A 17865-nucleotide genomic window follows, 5' to 3' on the forward strand; every position below is an offset into this window, starting at 1 on the left:
ATCCAGGGAGATACTCGCCCGCGAGAGCGGTCACAAAAAAGCCATCCCGGAGGATGGCTTTTCAGTTCCGTCAGCGGATCAGCTTAGCTGCGCTGGCGTACCGCCTCAAACAGGCAGATGCCAGTGGCCACCGAGACGTTCAGCGAGGAGACGCTGCCCGCCATCGGGATGCTGATCAGCTCATCACAGTGCTCGCGGGTCAGGCGGCGCATACCTTCGCCTTCCGCGCCCATCACCAGCGCCATCGGCCCGGTCATTTTGCTCTGGAACAGCGTATGGTCGGCTTCACCTGCGGTTCCGACGATCCAGACGTTCTCCTCCTGCAGCAGGCGCATGGTGCGCGCCAGGTTGGTGACGCGGATCAGCGGGACGTTCTCCGCCGCGCCGCAGGCCACTTTCTTCGCCGTCGCATTCAGCTGCGCGGAACGATCTTTCGGCACAATCACCGCGTGCACGCCGGCAGCATCGGCGCTGCGCAGGCAGGCGCCGAGGTTATGCGGATCGGTCACGCCGTCAAGGATCAACAGGAACGGCTGATCGAGCTGCGCCAGCAGATCCGGCAGATCGTTCTCCTGATACTGACGCCCCGGCTTCACACGGGCAATGATCCCCTGGTGTACCGCGCCTTCGCTCTTCTCATCGAGGAACTGGCGGTTGGCCAGCTGAATCACCACGCCCTGCGCTTCCAGCGCGTGGATCAGCGGCAGCAGGCGCTTATCCTCACGGCCTTTCAGAATATAAACTTCCTGAAAACGCTCAGGTGCGCGCTCCAGCAGTGCCTGCACCGCATGGATGCCGTAAATCATTTCACTCATTGATGTACTCGTTTTAGGTTCTGTTATCCGCCCTTCACCCCGTCCTGCGTCAGCAGACTTCAGAGTGAAGGGTGGTCAATCACTCGGCGCTCTTCTTCTTTGCCGCGCGCTTGGCTTTGGTCGCGGCGGCGATTTTCTGCGTTTTCGCCGACGGTTTTTTCGCTTTCTTCTCGCCTTTCGGCTTCGCTTTCGCCTGGTCTTTTTCTTTGCGGAACGCGCTGTCCGGCTCGAAGTTCACCTGCTTACCAACCTGACGACGACGGCCGCCCGGTTTGCCGGAGGTGCTCTTTTTCGCTTTCTCACGGGCGGTTTTGCCGACATTACGCGGCGCGCGCTCGCTGGAGATCAGGGTAAAGTCGATTTTACGCTCGTCCATGTTGACCGCTTCCACACGGACTTCCACGCGGTCGCCCAGGCGATAGGTCTGCCCGCCGGACTCGCCGATCAGACGCTGCCCCACCTGGTCGAAACGATAGTAGTCGTTATCGAGGGAGGAAACATGCACCAGGCCGTCGATAAACAGATCGTTGAGACGAACGAAGAAGCCAAAGCCGGTCACGCTGGCGATAACCCCGGAGAAGATATTGCCTACCTGATCCTGCATGAAGTCACACTTCAGCCAGTCGGAGACTTCGCGCGTCGCTTCATCGGCGCGACGTTCGGTCATCGAGCAGTGCTCGCCCAGCTGCAGCATATCTTCCATGCTGTAGTGCCAGCCGCCGGTATCCGTGCTATTGCTTTTATGCCCCTGCTCTTTGGCCAGCAGATATTTGATGGCGCGGTGCAGCGACAGATCCGGGTAACGACGGATCGGCGAGGTGAAGTGGGCATAGGATTGCAGCGCGAGGCCAAAGTGGCCGCGGTTTTCCGGATCGTAGACCGCCTGCTTCATCGACCGCAGGAGCATCGTCTGCAGCATTTCCGCATCCGGGCGATCGGCGATGGAGGTCAGCAGTTCGGCGTAATCGCGCGGCTCCGGCTTGTTGCCGCCCGGCAGTTCCAGACCCAGCTCCGCCAGCACGCTGCGGAACGCGGTAATCGCCTCGGTGCTCGGCTTATCGTGAATACGGAACAGCGCCGGCTCCTGCGCCTTCTCAACGAAGCGCGCAGCGGAGATGTTCGCCAGGATCATGCACTCTTCAATCAGCTTGTGCGCATCGTTACGCTGGGTCTGTTCGATACGCTCGATACGGCGCTCGGCGTTGAAGATGAATTTAGCTTCTTCACTTTCAAATGAGATACCGCCGCGCTCTTCGCGGGCGCCATCGAGCACCTTGTAGAGGTTATGCAGTTCTTCAATATGCTTCACCAGCGGCGCGTAGTGCTCACGCAGCTCCTGGTCGCCCTGCAGCATATGCCACACCTTGGTATAGGTCAGGCGAGCATGTGAACTCATCACCGCTTCATAGAATTTATAACCGGTCAGACGGCCTTTTGACGAAATCGTCATCTCGCACACCATGCACAGGCGATCGACCTGCGGGTTCAGCGAGCACAGACCGTTAGACAGCACTTCCGGCAGCATCGGCACCACCTGCGACGGGAAGTAGACCGAGGTTCCGCGGCTGCGCGCTTCAGCGTCCAGCGGCGTCCCCGGACGCACGTAGTAGCTGACGTCGGCAATGGCTACCCACAGGCGCCAGCCGCCGCCGCGTTTCTTCTCGCAGTACACCGCGTCATCGAAGTCGCGGGCATCTTCGCCGTCAATGGTGACCAGCGGCAGGGAGCGCAGATCGACGCGCCCGGCTTTCGCCTCTTCCGGCACCTGCTCTTTCAGGCCGGAAACCTGGTTTTCTACCGCCGGCGGCCAGACGTATGGAATTTCATGGGTGCGCAGCGCCATATCGACGGCCATGCCGGTACCCATGTTGTCGCCCAGCACTTCGACGATTTTCCCCACGGCTTTGGTGCGGCGGGTCGGGCGCTGGGTCAGCTCGACCACCACCACGTAGCCCATCCGCGCGCCCATGATCTCTTCCGGCGGGATCAGGATATCGAAGCTCAGGCGACTGTCGTCCGGGACGACGAAGCCGACGCCAGCGTCGGTAAAGTAGCGGCCAACAATCTGGCTGGTTTTCGGCACCAGGACGCGGACAATGCGCGCTTCGCGGCGGCCCTTGCGGTCCGCGCCCAGCGGTTGGGCCAGCACCTGGTCGCCATGAATACAGGTTTTCATCTGCTCTGACGACAGGTAGAGATCGTCTTTGCGCCCTTCAACGCGCAGGAAACCATAGCCATCACGGTGGCCGATAACGGTTCCTTTGAGGAGATCAAGGCGCTCCGGCAGCGCATAGCACTGACGGCGGGTGAAGACCAGCTGACCGTCGCGCTCCATCGCGCGCAGGCGGCGGCGCAGCGCTTCGGTTTGCTCTTCGCCCTCAATATTTAACTCGATGGCCAGCTCATCGCGGCTGGCAGGCTTTTCCCGTTTAGTTAAATGTTCGAGGATAAATTCCCGGCTCGGGATTGGGTTCGCGTACTTCTCAGCTTCGCGTTCCTGGAATGGATCTTGTGACATATCGGTTCCTCCGTTGTCATCTCCGGCAGAGTGGCGTCACTCCACCAGCAATAATTTATAAAGCGGTTGATTCTTCTCAACCAAATCAGCCAGCGTATAGTTATCCAGTTCCTTGAGAAAACTCTGCGCGGCTTCAGCTAGCGCCTGTTTCAAACGACAGGCTGGTGTAATGTGGCAAAACTCGCTGCTGCAGTTGACCAGCGATAAGGGTTCAAGGTCGCGCACCACGTCACCGACGCGGATCTGTCCTGCTGGTTTGCCGAGGCGAATGCCCCCGTTCTTCCCCCGCACGGCAGTTACGTAGCCCATGCGACTTAACTGATTGATTATTTTAACCATATGATTACGGGAGACGCCATAGACCTCGGTCACTTCCGAGATACTGGTCATCCGTCCTTCCGGCAGCGACGCCATATAAATCAGCGCCCGTAGTCCGTAATCGGTGAAACTCGTTAACTGCACATAAACCTCAGGGAAAAGAAAACAGGGTATGTCGAGCGACATCATTATTATTGATGATAAACCAGCCAGCGCTCAGGCCGCTAATTTATTTAAAATGGGGCGGGCGAACAGCAAAAACAAGGGCGCCCGAACGGCGCCCCTTGCGAGTGATTATGCGTCGAACGGGTCGCGCAGAATCATGGTCTCGGTACGGTCTGGACCGGTAGAGATGATATCAACCGGAACGCCGGTCAGCTCTTCAATACGCTGGATGTAGTTCAGCGCTGCCTGCGGCAGGCCGCTGCGCTCTTTCACGCCGAAGGTGGTTTCAGACCAGCCCGGCATGGTTTCGTAGATAGGCTCGATACCTTCCCAGTTGTCGGCTGCCAGCGGAGTGGTGGTCACTTCGCGGCCATCCGGCATACGGTAGCCAACGCAGATTTTCACTTCTTTCAGGCCGTCGAGGACGTCCAGTTTAGTCAGGCAGAAGCCGGACAGGGAGTTAATCTGCACCGCGCGACGAACCGCGACGGCGTCCAGCCAGCCGGTACGACGACGACGACCAGTGGTGGCGCCGAATTCGTTACCCTGCTTGCAGAGGAACTCGCCGGTTTCATCAAACAGCTCGGTCGGGAACGGACCCGCGCCTACGCGAGTCGAGTAAGCTTTGATGATACCCAGAACGTAATCCACATAACGCGGGCCCAGGCCGGAGCCGGTCGCCACGCCACCCGCGGTGGTGTTGGAAGAGGTTACGTACGGATAAGTACCATGGTCGATATCCAGCAGCGTGCCCTGCGCGCCTTCGAACATCACGAAATCGCCACGTTTACGCGCCTGATCCAGCAGGTCGGAAACGTCTACCACCATGCCGGTCAGGATGTCGGCAATCGCCATCACATCGTCCAGCACTTTCTGGTAGTCAACGGCTTCTGCTTTGTAGAAGTTCACCAGCTGGAAGTTGTGATATTCCATCACTTCTTTCAGTTTATCGGCGAAGGTTGCTTTATCGAACAGATCGCCAACGCGCAGACCGCGACGAGCGACTTTATCTTCGTAAGCCGGGCCGATGCCGCGACCGGTGGTGCCGATCGCCTTCGCGCCGCGCGCTTTTTCACGCGCCACGTCCAGCGCCACGTGATAGTCAAGGATAAGCGGGCAGGCTTCAGAGAGCAGCAGACGCTCGCGAACCGGGATACCACGGTCTTCCAGGCCCTTCATCTCTTTCATCAGCGCAGCCGGAGACAGCACGACGCCGTTACCGATGATGCTGGTGACGTTTTCACGCAGAATGCCTGATGGAATAAGATGGAGAACGGTTTTTTCACCGTTGATTACGAGAGTATGGCCGGCGTTGTGACCACCCTGGTAGCGCACAACATATTTAGCCCGTTCTGTCAGGAGATCGACGATCTTCCCTTTACCTTCGTCACCCCATTGGGTGCCCAGTACGACGACGTTGTTACCCATTTTTCAAAATCACCGTTTGCTTAAAAATGGATTCTACCATCGCTTTTTCAGAGTTACAGCACTTTTTGCATCCAAAATAAGGCAAATCCGACCACTTTTTGATCAGCCAATCGATTTCCTCAACATGTAGTAGATCACAATCCCGGCAACCACAAGTCCGCCGCCAAAGCGCCGCAATAAATTATCCGGGAGCTGGCTCAGGCTGGCGACCATCTTGCGCCAGGCGCGCGGATAAAGTAGCGGGCCAAGCCCTTCGAGTACTAAAACCAGCGCCAGCGCCAGCCAAATGGTGGAGTTCATCGTCAACCCTAATTGAAAAGTATCATCGCCGCCTTCGCAGGCGTCATCGGCCAGCACAGTGAATTCATTCACTCATTTCACATTGTCCCGTATTTCAGCTTCATTATGAACCAGCAAAGTGAAACATAATTCACAACTAATTGTATTGATGGATATTTTTTAAACTGTAACTATGCCGTCGCGTACTACAACCCGGTACGTCTACATAATCAGGAAGATTATCATGAGAGAATTAACCGCATTTGAAATCGAAAATGTGAGCGGCGCAGGTTGGTTACAGGATGGCCTGGCCTCCTTAGGTAGCAAGGTCGGCGCCGCCGTATGGACGATGGGCACCGATGCCCTGAGCATCAACCTGCCGCTGCTTGGCACCATTAATCTGGCCGATCTGGCGCCGGACCTGGGCAAAACCCTGGGCGAAAGCGTTGGCTCATCTATCGGCGGCACCATCGAGAGTACGCTGGCGAGCCTGCCGGTGATCGGCGGCCTGCTGAACAAGCTGCTCGGCAACTAATTCACGCCGTCGTAGCATAAAAAAAGGCGCCTGTCTCAGGCGCCTTTTTGCATTAACCACTGTAGGTTACTGTCATCTTCGACTTATTTACGCACCGAATCCGGTGAACGCATATAGCGGAAGAAATCGCTATCCGGGCTCAGGACCATGACATCCTGATTGCTCTGGAAGCTCTTCTCATAGGCGCGCAGGCTACGAATAAAGGAATAGAAGCCCGGATCCTGGCTGAACGCGTCGGCAAACAGTTTTGCCGATTCCGCATCGCCTTCACCACGCAGGATACGGCCCTGGCGCTCGGCTTCCGCCAGCGTCTTGGTGACTTCATAGTCCGCGGTCGCGCGCAGTTTTTCCGCCTCTTCCTGACCCTGTGAACGGTGGCGACGAGCAACCGCTTCACGCTCCGCGCGCATACGGTTGTAGATCGCTTCCGACACTTCCGCCGGCAGGTTGATCTGCTTGATACGCACGTCGACGACTTCAATACCCAGCGCCGCCATACTGTTCGGGTTGATCACCTGCACTTTGCCGTTGGTTTCAGCTTCCACGCGCTCTGCCGCTTTGGCAATCGCGTCGTCAGCTGCCGGCGTGCTAACCTCGTCTTCCGTACCGGCCGACCCTGAGTTCAGCGCATCACGCACTTCCAGCGTCAGACGGCCACGGGAGTCGGTGACGATGTCTTTCACATCCAGACGGCCGATTTCAGAACGCAGACGGTCAGAGAATTTACGCTTCAGCAGCACCTCTGCCTGGGAGACGTCGCCGCCGCCGGTGGCCAGGTAGTAACGGCTGAAGTCGCTGATGCGCCATTTAATATAGGAGTCGACGATCAGGTCTTTCTTCTCTTTGGTGACAAAACGGTCAGCCTGGTTATCCATGGTCTGAATACGCGCATCCAGCATTTTCACCGATTCGATAAACGGGATCTTGAAGTGCAGGCCTGGCGCATATACCAGCGGCTTATTTTCGTCGTCGCGCAGAACTTTACCGAAACGCAGCGTGATACCGCGCTCGCCCTCCTTCACGACAAAGACTGACATGTAAAGCACTACCAGCACGATGACAATGATCGCGATAACAGATTTACGCATCGTTATTCCCCCTGACGCTGGTAGTCGTTACGCTGCGCGTTAGCGCGGCGTTGGTCCATAATGCTACCCCCGGTTGAGCTCGAGGTTGATGAGGTGCTGGCGCTGCCAGTGCTGGATGCAGGCGGCAGACGCAGCAGATCGCTGGCGTCACTGCTATCGCTCTTTGCTGCCGGCGCAGCGGCGCCTTTCAGCATCTGGTCCAGCGGCAGAACCATCAGATTGCCGTTTTTGCTGTCATTAACCAGCACTTTACGGGTGTGGCTCAGCACTTTTTCCATCGTTTCGATGTACAGACGCTCGCGGGTAATCTCCGGCGCGGCTTTGTATTCCGGCAGGATCTTAGCAAAGCGAGCCACTTCACCCTGGGCTTCCAGGACGGTCTGGGTCTTATAGGCGCGTGCCTCTTCGAGGATACGCTGCGCCTGACCATTCGCGCGCGGCTGGACTTCGTTGGTGTAAGCCTCCGCTTCACGAATGTACTGCTGTTCGTTCTCACGCGCGGCAATGGCATCGTCAAACGCGGCTTTCACCTCTTCCGGCGGACGTGCCGTCTGGAAGTTGACGTCCAGCAGAGTGATGCCCATGTTGTACGGGCGAATCGTCTCTTCCAGCTCACGCTGAGTATCGCTACGGATCACGGTACGACCTTCGGTCAGAATGCGATCCATGGTGTATTTACCGATCACCCCGCGCAGCGCGCTGTCGGTGGCCTGACGCAGGCTGTCGTCCGCGCTGGTGACGCTAAACAGATAGCGCTCCGGATCGGTGACGCGGTACTGCACGTTCATCTCAACGCGCACCACGTTTTCGTCAGAGGTCAACATGACGCCGGACGCCGCCAGTTCACGTACCGACTCCACGTTTACTGCCTGCACGTTATCGATAAAGGTCGGCTTCCAGTTCAGGCCCGGCTCAACCAGATGGCTGAACTTACCAAAACGGGTGACCACGCCGCGTTCGGCTTCTTTAATAGTATAGAAACCGCTGGCCGCCCAGATAATCACTGCCGCCGCGGCAACGATGCCGACAATACGCCCGCCCATCGGTCCGCGAGGTCCCTGTGCGCTATTGCCGCCGCCCAGTCCGCCCTTGCCGCCGCCGAGCCCGCCAAGTTTTTTACTTAACTTGCGGAAGATATCATCCAGATCCGGCGGCCCCTGCTCGCGACCGCCTTTGTTGCCATTTCCCTCAGAGTTGCCGCCAGGTTTGCTGCTCCCCCACGGGTCGCGGTCCTGTCCGTTATTACCGGGCTGATTCCACGCCATGTATATGCTCCATATTTGTTTTTGATATCCCCACAGGGGTCAATATCTTCAGGCAAGCTGCAAGGTCAAACCACATAGTCAACAAGCGTTGGCTCTTGCTTACAGAGGCGCCGCCAGTCAACGATCGGCATGCGCACCTGCAGACTCACGCTGCCGTCATCCTCCATCCACTCTTTTTCTATCGCCTGAAGCTGATAGAAACGGCTTCTCAGTCGCCCTTCTTTCGGCGGTAAGCGCAGCGTATGCTGGGCCACTTCACCGGAAAGGCGCTCCGTTAACGCCTGAAAAAGCAGTGGTACGCCAACCCCGGTCTGAGCGGAAAGCCAGACCCGAATCGGTTTATTTTCATCGTCGCGATCGATGCGCGGTTCAAAATCGTCCAGCATGTCGATTTTGTTCATCACCAGCAGCGCCGGGATCTCATCGGCCTCAATTTCAGCGAGAACCGTATTTACCGCATCAATGTTTTCCTGCACGCGGACATCCGCCGCGTCAATCACATGCAGCAGCAGCGTCGCCTGACGCGTCTCCTGCAACGTCGCTTTAAACGCGGCCACCAGATCGTGCGGCAGGTGGCGAATAAAGCCGACGGTATCGGCCAGCACCGTTTCGCCGACGTCAGGGACGTCAATGCGGCGCAGCGTCGGGTCCAGGGTCGCGAACAGCTGGTTCGCGGCATAGACCTCGGCGGCGGTGATCTGGTTAAAGAGCGTTGATTTTCCGGCGTTGGTGTAGCCCACCAGCGACACGGTTGGAATATCGGCTTTCGCGCGCGACCGCCGCCCCTGCTCACGCTGTTTTTCGACTTTTTCCAGCCGCGACAGGATCTGCATGATGCGGTTACGCAATAAACGACGGTCAGTTTCGAGCTGGGTTTCACCCGGGCCACGCAAACCGATCCCGCCCTTTTGTCTTTCAAGGTGGGTCCAGCCGCGGACAAGGCGGGTCGCCATATGGCGCAGCTGCGCCAGCTCGACCTGCAGTTTCCCTTCATGGGTGCGCGCGCGCTGAGCGAAAATATCTAAAATAAGACCGGTACGATCGATAACCCGGCATTCGCACAGGCGTTCCAGGTTGCGTTCTTGCGCCGGACTCAGGGCATGATCGAAGAGCACGACCGAAGCGCCGGTCGCTTTAACGGCTTCCGCAATTTCGACTGCCTTACCTTCACCAACAAAGTACTTCGGGTGCGGTGCTTTACGGCTACCGGTAATCACCTGCATTGCTTCGACACCGGCGGAAGAGGCCAGAGTTTCAAACTCCTGGAGGTCTTCCATATCTTTGTCTTGCGAAAAATAGATGTGTACCAGTACCGCCTGCTCACCGGCGTCATAACGGTCAAACAAGCGTAAACCCCTTATAAAATACCAGCGGGGAACGCAGAAAACCTGGCTCCCCGGCGTGGAAAAACAGCACTAGCCTTATTCGGCGTCGTCGCTGTCTTGTTGTGGCGCAGAAGAGCCCTGCGCGCTACCACCGTGGTGATAGTTACTGGAACCGCCGCCAGCATTGTTGCTGTGGTGAGACACCGGGCGAGACGGGACAACAGTAGAAATTGCGTGCTTATAGACCATCTGGCTGACCGTGTTCTTCAACAGGATCACGAACTGATCGAAAGACTCAATTTGCCCTTGCAGCTTGATACCATTCACCAAATAAATAGAAACCGGAACGCGTTCCCGACGCAAAGCGTTCAGGAACGGATCTTGTAAAGATTGCCCCTTAGCCATTCTCTCTTTTCCTTATATGTATGCTTGTTTTGTACTCAGAACCTTACGATTCTCAAAAAAAATTACGCACGATACCGTTTAATTGTACACGTTCAGTTCTGGCTCGCACCAACAACCTGTAATACTTTGTTGAGCGCTTGTTCAGGTTGTTCACTGTCTAACCAGTGCACACCTTCCCAACCGCGCAGCCAGGTGACCTGACGTTTGGCTAACTGTCTCGTGGCGCAAACACCTCGATAAACCATCTCATCATATGGGATCTCGCCATTGAGATATGACCACATCTGGCGGTATCCGACACAACGGATGGAAGGCATATCCGTATGCAAATCTCCGCGGGCAAAAAGCGCCCGTACTTCTGCTTCAAAACCTGAAGCTAACATCTGATGAAAACGCTGTTCTATGCGTTGATGGAGCAGTTCACGGCTCGCCGGGGCGATGGCGAACTGATGCACCTGATATGGCAGAGCGTCTCCTGACGTTTGCGTCAGTTCCGTTAAAGTTTTACCCGAAATGAAAAAAACTTCCAGTGCCCGGGAAAGCCTTTGCGGATCATTTGGATGAATACGCGCAGCCGCCACGGGATCGATCTCCTGTAACTGCTGATGTAACGCGTTCCACCCCTGCTCTGCGGCCTGTTGCTCAATCCGCGCTCTGACCTCTGGGTCAGCGGACGGTAAGGGCGACAATCCTTCCAGCAACGCTTTGAAATACAACATCGTCCCGCCGACTAACAGCGGAATTCGCCCGGCGGCGACAATTTCCGCCATCGCCGCCAGCGCATCGCGGCGAAAATCCGCCGCGGAATAGGCCTCTGCAGGATCCAAAATATCCAGCAGCCGGTGCGGCGCGGCGCTCAGCTCTGCGGCATCCGGTTTGGCGGTGCCAATATCCATTCCCCGATAAATGAGGGCGGAATCAACACTAATCAACTCTACTGGCAAAACTTTACGTAAGGCTATCGCCAGCGCGGTTTTGCCGGAGGCCGTCGGGCCCATTAAAAAAATTGCCTTGGGCAGGCTCGCCTCGGTTACATCATTCATCTTTCAGGGCATTCATCGCCGAATGGAGATCTACAGGTTGTAACAGGCCACCCGGCGGCGTTCTCACCAGCTGCGGGCAAAGACGCTCAACGTCCGCCAGCAGCGCAATCGCCTGCGCCATATTCCATGACGTCTGTTCGCTCGTCAGATTACGCGCCATCCATTGGGCGATATTGCCGACGTCGAATGCGTTTTGCTGCGCCAGGTAGCCTATCAGTTCAGGAATCAAGATTTGTAAATTTTGTTGTCTTAAGGGTAAAGGGACCGCGCGCACCGTCACGTGCAGGGGATCGGTATGCATATCGATCCCCAGCTGCGTCAGCGCCGGCTGCGCGGCGGCCAGCGCCTGTTTTTCCCCTTCCGTCACTTTTAACCGCAGGGGGATCAGCAGCGGCTGGGCACAGACGGCCTCTGCTCCCGGGGTTAACTGCGCCTGGCGCAGCCAGCGCTCGGCAACGGTCAACGACAGCAGCGCCAGGCCGCCCTCGCGCTCCAGCAGCGCGCAGTCGCGGCTCACAATCGTCAGTACTCTGCCAAAGCTCTGGCTGTGACCGGCCAGTTCCGCCGCGCCCGGAGTCTGTAATGCGGGCTTTGGCGCCGTTGGCGTGTCGAGCAACTGACGATAAAGCGCCCCTTGCTGCTTCTGGTAACCCGGCTGCGCGTGCGGCCAGCTCGCGCCGCCCGGCCTGCCGCTGGAGGCCGCAGGCTCACGCGATGGGGTGATGCTGAAACGGGTTGCCGGTTCACGCGCTTCCGACGGCCGCGCAAACTGGTTGCCGCCCGCCGCGATCCGGTTCTCCGGCATCGCACGGGGCGCCGGCGGGTCGTCTTTTTCCGCCAGCGGCGCGTCAAGTTGCTGCTGCAGCACGCTCAGTACGCCCTGGTAGATAAAGTCATGCACCAGGCGCGACTGATGGAAACGCACCTCATGCTTAGCCGGGTGGACGTTCACATCCACCTGATGGGGATCGATCTCCAGATACAGCACAAACGCCGGCTGCTGATCGGCCCCCAGTTTGTCTTCACAGGCCTGGCGGATAGCGTGGTTGATCAGCCGGTCGCGCATCATCCGCCCGTTAACATAGCAATACTGAATTTCCGCCAGCGCAGGGGTGGTATGCAGCGGATCGGCGACCCAGCCGCGCAGGGTCAGATCGCCATGCTGCCACTCAATCGCCAGGGCATGTTCAAGAAAGGCGGCGCCACAGATGGTTCCCAGCCGCCGCTCCCGCTGGCCATCCTGAGCGACTGCCCGATACTGGCGCATCACCTTGCCGTTATGGCTGAGGTTGATGGTGACGTCGAAGCGCGCCAGCGCAATGCGGCGGACCACCTCGTCAATGTGGCCGAACTCGGTCTTTTCGGTGCGCATAAATTTGCGCCGCGCCGGGGTGTTGTAGAACAGATCGAGGACTTCCAGGGTGGTGCCGACCGGATGCGCCGCCGGCTTCACCGTCACCGCCTGATCGCGGCCTTCGGCATACGCCTGCCAGGCTTCCTGCTGTTCCGCCGTGCGCGAGGTGAGCGTCAGACGCGCCACCGAGCTGATACTGGCCAGCGCTTCGCCGCGAAAACCGAGGCTGATAATGGCTTCGAGATCGTCGAGCGAGGCGATTTTGCTGGTAGCATGGCGAGCCAGGGCCAGCGCCAGCTCGTCTTTTTTGATGCCGCAGCCGTTATCGCGAATGCGAATGAGCTTCGCGCCGCCGCGTTCGATATCAATATCAATTCGCGTGGCGCCCGCATCAAGGCTGTTTTCAACCAGCTCTTTCACCACCGACGCGGGCCGTTCCACCACTTCGCCGGCGGCAATCTGGTTGGCGAGCTGCGGCGGCAGAACCTGAATCGGCATCCCCTGCTCCTTAGTTAATCAACATCCCGCCTGGCGCTGCGGCGCTGGCGGTCTGCGCCGCCTCGCCGCGAGGCGCCGACTGCAGCGGATGCTGCATAAAGTAGTTGCGCAGACCGTTGTAAATCGCCTCCGCAATCTGCTCCTGGTAATCATCGCTCCCCAGCAGCCGTTCTTCCCCGTTGTTACTGATAAAGCCTGTTTCCACGAGGATCGACGGAATGTCCGGCGAGCGCAGTACGCCGAGGCTGGCATGCTCAGGACGGCGCTTATGCAGATTGCCAATCCGCTGCAGCTGGCTGAGCACGTTAGTCGCCACATCGTAGCCGACACGCTGGGAGTGACCGAACTGCAGATCCAGCACCGCCTGGCTCAGGTAGGGATCGGCCTGGCTGTTCGCCAGCACATCGCCCGCGCCGCCGAGCAGTTCAGACTGCTTCTCATGCTGCTCCAGCCAGCCGGCCATTTCACTGTTGGCGCGACGGTTCGAGAGCACCCATACCGAGGCGCCGGTGGCATCGCGGTTTGGCGCGGCGTCGGCATGGATTGAGACGAGGAAGTTGGCGTTTTGCTTACGCGCCACATCCGAGCGCCCCATTACCGAAATAAAGTAATCCCCGTCACGGGTCAGCACCGGTTTAAACTGCGGATCGGCGTTCAGCAGCGCCCGCAGCTTGCGCGCGATAGCGATAGTCACGTTCTTCTCTTTGGTGCCATTCGGGCCAATCGCGCCAGGATCCTGACCGCCGTGCCCGGCGTCGATGGCGATAATCACCTTATCCTGCGCCGACACCGTGCGGGCCGCCGGACGGGTCACGGTCTGATTGTTGGTCATCGCCGGCTGAGAGGGGGTCATCACCGTCTGCCGATCGTGGCCCGACGAGCTAAACGGATTGCGTCCCGCCGTCGCCGTCCGGGAAGGCATTACCGGCGGCGGGTCGGCCCGTTTCACCACCACAGGAGGCGGCGGCGGTGGCGGCGGCGGCGCGTCGGCGTTGATGGTAAAGACCACCGTGTAATTCGCCCCGTTCTGCTGCTTCACCGCCCGGGTTTTGCCATCTTCTGTCAGATCCACCAGCAGACGCAGCGTCTGCGTATCCTGCGGCGTACCGGCGCGAATACTCTTCACCAGGTTGCTGCCGCTAAATTTCAGCGGCAGTCCCTGCAATACGCCGGTCTGCTTGATATCCAGCGCCACCAGTCGTTTGCCCTGCGGGGTAAAGGAATACTCCGGTTCACCGACAAAGCTAAGAGTTATACGGGCCTGCTGGTCTCCGTTGGAGACCTGGATATCGGATAAACTCGCCGCAGTGGCGTGAAGACTCGACAGCATCAGCGCAGCGGCAAGCCAGGTGGTTATGCGATACTTCATCCCGTCATCCTTCAGGCTAAATGGCTAAACGCGCCAGTAAAGATTCACCCCGTGAGGAGATCGCGGTAATGCGCGCCTCACGCCCTTGTGCCTGGTAATCAAGGTGAATTTCAACGTCCGGGTCAGGCAGGACACCTGCGCCTTGCTGCGGCCATTCCACCAGGCAGATGGCATCGTCGGCAAAATAATCGCGGATCCCCATAAATTCCAGCTCCTCAGGATCCGCCAGGCGGTAGAGATCGAAGTGATACACCATCAGTTTGTCGAGGGTGTACGGCTCCACCAGGGTATAGGTTGGGCTTTTGACATTGCCGCGGTGACCGAGCGCCTGTAAAAAGCCACGGCTAAAGGTGGTTTTCCCCGCGCCTAAGTCACCATACAGGTAAATCACGGTGGCGCCGGTACAGGCCTGCGCAATACGGTCGCCCAGGGCCAGCGTGGCCTGCTCATCGGGTAAAGGAATCACTCGGTTAATCATGGTCTACGTCAATCACATCCGGGTTAACAACACGCCTGAGCGTGGAAAAGAGATCGGTCGCCAGCATGCCGCGGGTGCCCTCGCGGGCGGCCAGTCGGTCGGCGGCATCGCCATGCGCGACGCACCCGGCACAGGCAGCATCATACGGCGTCTGGTGCTGTCCTAACAATGCGGCAATAATGCCAGTGAGCACATCGCCCATTCCGCCGCTGGCCATACCGGCATTGCCGGCGTCGATAATGCCCATCGCCCCGCTTTCACTGGCCACCACCGTGCCCGCGCCTTTCAGCACGACCACGCCGCCATACCGTTTTACCAGACGCTGCGCAGAAAGTAAGCGATCGCTTTCAATTTCTGCCACGCTGACGTTCAGCAGACGGGCCGCTTCGCCGGGGTGCGGCGTCAGCACGCGATTGTGACGTTTATCGGGATTGAATGCCAGCAGGTTCAGCGCGTCTGCGTCCCAGACCATCGGTTTGTTAACACTTTCCACCATGCGCAGGGCGCTGCGTCCCCACTCGTTCTGCCCCAGGCCCGGGCCAATCGCCACCACATCCGCCCATTCCAGCGCGGCTTTCAGGGTCTGCGGCGTCAGCTCATCCACCATTAATTCCGGCCGGGCGGTGACAATGGGCGCCACATTCTCAGGGTGAGTGAGTACTCGCACCAGCCCTGCGCCGGCGCGTAAAGCCGCTTCACCGCACATGCGAATCGCGCCTGCCGTGCCGCGATCGCCGCCGACGATCGCCAGCTTGCCGTGATCGCCCTTATGGGAGGTAGCCCGGCGCGGCGGCAGCCAGTCTGCAAGGTGGGCGGCGCAAAATCGCGTCAGGGGGGTACTTTGACCGGCGAGCCAGCGCTCAAGCCCCAGCGCATGATGGTGGAGCTGCCCGACGACATCCCGCGCCTTGCCGGTCAGCAGCCCCGGCTTGAGCGCAATAAACGTCAGCGTATGGTCGGCCTGAATGACCGCCCCCGGCGTCGCGCCGGTCTGCGCATTCAGGCCGGAAGGGATATCCAGAGCCACCACCGGCGCAGGATGGTGGTTCGCCTGGTGGATGAGCGCCGCGATGGATTCGCGCGGCGCACTGCGCAACCCGGTGCCAAGCAGGCCGTCAATAATCAGTGAGATATCGTCTGGCCAGGGGACAGTGGCCGCATGGATCACGCCGCCGGCGTTAAGCCATGCCTCCCGCGCCGCCTGCGCCTCTTCCGGCAGCGGGCTGTCACTCTCCACCGCCAGCAGCGTCACCCGCCGCCCGGCGGCCTGGGCCAGACGCGCGACGACATATCCGTCGCCGCCGTTGTTGCCATGCCCGCAGAGGATCAGCCAGTGCGCGCTGTCAGGAAAAGCGCGGCTGGCCAGCTGGAACGCCGCCTCGCCTGCGCGCTGCATCAGTTCAAACAGCGTCAGTCCCAGGCTGTCCGCTGCCTCTCGTTCGGCCAGGCGCAGCGCCTCCGCAGGCCAAATGTTGTATGGTATACTGTCAGGGTTTTTCGTCATTGTATGGTCCATCATGTCACAGCCCCTCGATCTCGTTCAGTTAGCGCAACAAATCAAACAATGGGGCACAGAGCTCGGGTTCCAGCAGGTCGGTATCGCCGATACCGACCTTAGCGCCAGTGAACCCAAACTGCAGGCATGGCTGGATAAACAATACCACGGCGAAATGGAGTGGATGGCCCGTCACGGTATGATGCGCGCCCGCCCCCACGAACTGCTGCCCGGTACGTTACGCGTCATCAGCGTGCGGATGAACTATCTGCCCGCCAACGCCGCCTTTGCCCGCACCCTGAAAGATCCCGCGCTGGGTTACGTCAGCCGTTATGCCCTTGGGCGTGATTATCATAAGCTGCTACGTAATCGCCTGAAAAAACTGGGTGAGAAGATTCAGGAACAGTGTGCTTCGCTCAATTTTAGACCTTTTGTCGATTCCGCGCCTATCCTGGAACGGCCCATCGCAGAAAAAGCGGGCCTTGGATGGACAGGTAAGCACTCACTTATCTTAAGCCGCGACGCCGGATCCTTCTTTTTCCTCGGCGAACTGCTGATTGACCTGCCCCTGCCGGTCGACAGCCCGGTCGCGGAGGAGTGTGGACGCTGCGTCGCCTGCATGACCATCTGCCCCACCGGGGCCATCGTCGAGCCCTATACCGTCGACGCCCGCCGCTGCATCTCCTATCTCACCATCGAACTGGAAGGCGCGATCCCGGAGGAATTCCGTCCGCTCATCGGCAACCGGATCTATGGCTGTGACGACTGCCAGCTCATCTGTCCGTGGAACCGTTTCTCACAGCTCACCGATGAAGAGGATTTCAGTCCGCGCCAGGCGCTGCATGCCCCGCCGCTGGTGGAGCTGTTCGCCTGGAGCGAAGCGTGGTTTCTGAAGGTGACCGAAGGGTCGGCGATTCGTCGCATTGGTCACCTGCGCTGGCTGCGTAATATCGCCGTCGCGCTGGGTAATGCGCCCTGGGATGAAGCCCATCTTCGCGCGCTGGAGAGTCGCCTGGGCGAGCACCCGCTTCTCGACGAACACATTGAGTGGGCGATGGTCCAGCAGCTGAAAAAGCGGAGCGCCGACGCCGTCGAAGTACAGCTGCCGAAAAAATTACGTCTGGTCAGGGTGGTAGAGAAAGGGCTGCCGCGCGACGCCTGATTCATTCACAGGCTGTGAATAAAATCTAAAACACATTGCGTTTCAAGGCGCAGACCGAGGTCAAGTGATCGGATTAACATTTCGAAATGAAATTTAATTGTTAAATTTCAATTAGATATAAAGATATTATTTACAAAGCGAAGCATTTACGCCGTCAGAGACGAAACGACAACCTGTGGATAACTCTGTTCACAGTATTTCTGCAGACCAAACGAAAATCATCCCCGGCGCTGGATTGCACTGTGGATAAATAAGAGATGGAAGAAAATTTGGAGCGGGAAACGAGACTCGAACTCGCGACCCCGACCTTGGCAAGGTCGTGCTC

General features: G+C 58.6%; 16 protein-coding genes. 2 read left to right on the forward strand and 14 right to left on the reverse strand.

Annotation, left to right across the window (positions count from 1 at the left end; genetic code table 11):
• Nucleotides 1–83 precede the first annotated feature (83 nt).
• The 5 genes from rlmB to ABLX76_RS17700 all read right to left on the reverse strand — a co-directional run bounded on the left by rlmB (nucleotide 84) and on the right by ABLX76_RS17700 (nucleotide 5544).
• Entirely contained in the window at nucleotides 84–815 is a 732-nt protein-coding gene (gene rlmB, locus ABLX76_RS17680; RefSeq protein ID WP_002885669.1) for a 23S rRNA (guanosine(2251)-2'-O)-methyltransferase RlmB, read from the reverse strand.
• Nucleotides 816–894: 79 nt separating this feature from the next.
• Nucleotides 895–3333: a ribonuclease R gene (gene rnr / locus ABLX76_RS17685; protein WP_348874984.1), complete on the reverse strand. Its 2439-nt coding sequence runs from the start codon at nucleotides 3331–3333 to the stop codon at nucleotides 895–897.
• A 36-nt stretch (nucleotides 3334–3369) separates the two neighbouring features.
• Complete coding sequence (gene nsrR / locus ABLX76_RS17690; protein WP_002885667.1) at nucleotides 3370–3795, reverse strand: nitric oxide-sensing transcriptional repressor NsrR; 426 nt, start codon at nucleotides 3793–3795, stop codon at nucleotides 3370–3372.
• 150 nt (nucleotides 3796–3945) lie between these two features.
• Entirely contained in the window at nucleotides 3946–5244 is a 1299-nt protein-coding gene (locus ABLX76_RS17695) for an adenylosuccinate synthase (protein ID WP_012543110.1), read from the reverse strand.
• 102 nt (nucleotides 5245–5346) lie between these two features.
• Nucleotides 5347–5544 (reverse strand): DUF2065 domain-containing protein, encoded by a 198-nt coding sequence (locus tag ABLX76_RS17700; protein WP_002885664.1) that lies wholly within the window; start codon nucleotides 5542–5544, stop codon nucleotides 5347–5349.
• Between the two features lie 223 nt (nucleotides 5545–5767).
• On the opposite strand from ABLX76_RS17700, the gene ABLX76_RS17705 reads away from it, so the two are divergent.
• Nucleotides 5768–6058 (forward strand): hypothetical protein, encoded by a 291-nt coding sequence (locus tag ABLX76_RS17705; protein ID WP_023291715.1) that lies wholly within the window; start codon nucleotides 5768–5770, stop codon nucleotides 6056–6058.
• 83 nt (nucleotides 6059–6141) lie between these two features.
• On the opposite strand, the gene hflC is transcribed toward ABLX76_RS17705, so the two are convergent.
• The 9 genes from hflC to nnr all read right to left on the reverse strand — a co-directional run bounded on the left by hflC (nucleotide 6142) and on the right by nnr (nucleotide 16387).
• Nucleotides 6142–7146, reverse strand: a complete 1005-nt coding sequence (hflC, locus tag ABLX76_RS17710) for a protease modulator HflC (RefSeq protein ID WP_004192484.1) — start codon at nucleotides 7144–7146, stop codon at nucleotides 6142–6144.
• Nucleotides 7147–7148: 2 nt separating this feature from the next.
• Nucleotides 7149–8411, reverse strand: a complete 1263-nt coding sequence (gene hflK / locus ABLX76_RS17715) for an FtsH protease activity modulator HflK (protein ID WP_004206443.1) — start codon at nucleotides 8409–8411, stop codon at nucleotides 7149–7151.
• Nucleotides 8412–8476: 65 nt separating this feature from the next.
• Nucleotides 8477–9757, reverse strand: coding sequence for a ribosome rescue GTPase HflX (hflX, locus tag ABLX76_RS17720; RefSeq protein WP_004146725.1), 1281 nt, complete (start codon nucleotides 9755–9757; stop codon nucleotides 8477–8479).
• A gap of 75 nt (nucleotides 9758–9832) precedes the next feature.
• On the reverse strand, nucleotides 9833–10141 hold the full coding sequence (hfq, locus tag ABLX76_RS17725; protein WP_002885659.1) for an RNA chaperone Hfq: 309 nt from the start codon (nucleotides 10139–10141) through the stop codon (nucleotides 9833–9835).
• Nucleotides 10142–10233: 92 nt separating this feature from the next.
• The gene (gene miaA / locus ABLX76_RS17730) at nucleotides 10234–11184 is read right to left on the reverse strand and encodes a tRNA (adenosine(37)-N6)-dimethylallyltransferase MiaA (RefSeq protein ID WP_004206442.1); all 951 of its coding nucleotides are present in this window, start codon (nucleotides 11182–11184) and stop codon (nucleotides 10234–10236) included.
• A complete protein-coding gene (gene mutL, locus ABLX76_RS17735; RefSeq protein ID WP_348874986.1) occupies nucleotides 11177–13036 on the reverse strand; it encodes a DNA mismatch repair endonuclease MutL in 1860 nt (619 codons plus the stop codon). The genes miaA and mutL overlap by 8 nt, the downstream gene beginning before the upstream one ends.
• A gap of 10 nt (nucleotides 13037–13046) precedes the next feature.
• Nucleotides 13047–14405, reverse strand: a complete 1359-nt coding sequence (gene amiB / locus ABLX76_RS17740; protein ID WP_044525185.1) for an N-acetylmuramoyl-L-alanine amidase AmiB — start codon at nucleotides 14403–14405, stop codon at nucleotides 13047–13049.
• A gap of 16 nt (nucleotides 14406–14421) precedes the next feature.
• The gene (tsaE, locus tag ABLX76_RS17745) at nucleotides 14422–14883 is read right to left on the reverse strand and encodes a tRNA (adenosine(37)-N6)-threonylcarbamoyltransferase complex ATPase subunit type 1 TsaE (RefSeq protein ID WP_004206439.1); all 462 of its coding nucleotides are present in this window, start codon (nucleotides 14881–14883) and stop codon (nucleotides 14422–14424) included.
• Nucleotides 14876–16387 carry a bifunctional ADP-dependent NAD(P)H-hydrate dehydratase/NAD(P)H-hydrate epimerase gene (gene nnr, locus ABLX76_RS17750; RefSeq protein WP_348874988.1) on the reverse strand — a complete coding sequence of 504 codons (1512 nt, stop codon included), beginning with the start codon at nucleotides 16385–16387 and terminating at the stop codon, nucleotides 14876–14878. Before nnr ends, tsaE begins: the two co-directional genes overlap by 8 nt.
• Nucleotides 16388–16400: 13 nt before the next feature.
• Here nnr and queG point away from each other — a divergent pair, with 13 nt between their 5' ends.
• On the forward strand, nucleotides 16401–17540 hold the full coding sequence (gene queG, locus ABLX76_RS17755; protein WP_261901836.1) for a tRNA epoxyqueuosine(34) reductase QueG: 1140 nt from the start codon (nucleotides 16401–16403) through the stop codon (nucleotides 17538–17540).
• Nucleotides 17541–17865: the final 325 nt, after the last annotated feature.

This window comes from Klebsiella sp. JB_Kp004 (genome assembly GCF_040065795.1).
Classification (GTDB): Bacteria; Pseudomonadota; Gammaproteobacteria; order Enterobacterales; family Enterobacteriaceae; genus Klebsiella; species Klebsiella quasipneumoniae.

Bases quoted from the DNA above. Each gene is read 5' to 3' on its own strand.
- rnr (WP_348874984.1), bottom strand. From the start codon at position 3,333: ATGTCACAAGATCCATTCCAGGAACGCGAAGCTGAGAAGTACGCGAAC.
- hflK (WP_004206443.1), bottom strand. From the start codon at position 8,411: ATGGCGTGGAATCAGCCCGGTAATAACGGACAGGACCGCGACCCGTGG.
- nnr (WP_348874988.1), bottom strand. From the start codon at position 16,387: ATGACGAAAAACCCTGACAGTATACCATACAACATTTGGCCTGCGGAG.
- ABLX76_RS17705 (WP_023291715.1), top strand. From the start codon at position 5,768: ATGAGAGAATTAACCGCATTTGAAATCGAAAATGTGAGCGGCGCAGGT.
- hflC (WP_004192484.1), bottom strand. From the start codon at position 7,146: ATGCGTAAATCTGTTATCGCGATCATTGTCATCGTGCTGGTAGTGCTT.
- hfq (WP_002885659.1), bottom strand. From the start codon at position 10,141: ATGGCTAAGGGGCAATCTTTACAAGATCCGTTCCTGAACGCTTTGCGT.
- ABLX76_RS17700 (WP_002885664.1), bottom strand. From the start codon at position 5,544: ATGAACTCCACCATTTGGCTGGCGCTGGCGCTGGTTTTAGTACTCGAA.
- mutL (WP_348874986.1), bottom strand. From the start codon at position 13,036: ATGCCGATTCAGGTTCTGCCGCCGCAGCTCGCCAACCAGATTGCCGCC.
- tsaE (WP_004206439.1), bottom strand. From the start codon at position 14,883: ATGATTAACCGAGTGATTCCTTTACCCGATGAGCAGGCCACGCTGGCC.
- rlmB (WP_002885669.1), bottom strand. From the start codon at position 815: ATGAGTGAAATGATTTACGGCATCCATGCGGTGCAGGCACTGCTGGAG.
- ABLX76_RS17695 (WP_012543110.1), bottom strand. From the start codon at position 5,244: ATGGGTAACAACGTCGTCGTACTGGGCACCCAATGGGGTGACGAAGGT.
- miaA (WP_004206442.1), bottom strand. From the start codon at position 11,184: ATGAATGATGTAACCGAGGCGAGCCTGCCCAAGGCAATTTTTTTAATG.
- queG (WP_261901836.1), top strand. From the start codon at position 16,401: ATGTCACAGCCCCTCGATCTCGTTCAGTTAGCGCAACAAATCAAACAA.
- amiB (WP_044525185.1), bottom strand. From the start codon at position 14,405: ATGAAGTATCGCATAACCACCTGGCTTGCCGCTGCGCTGATGCTGTCG.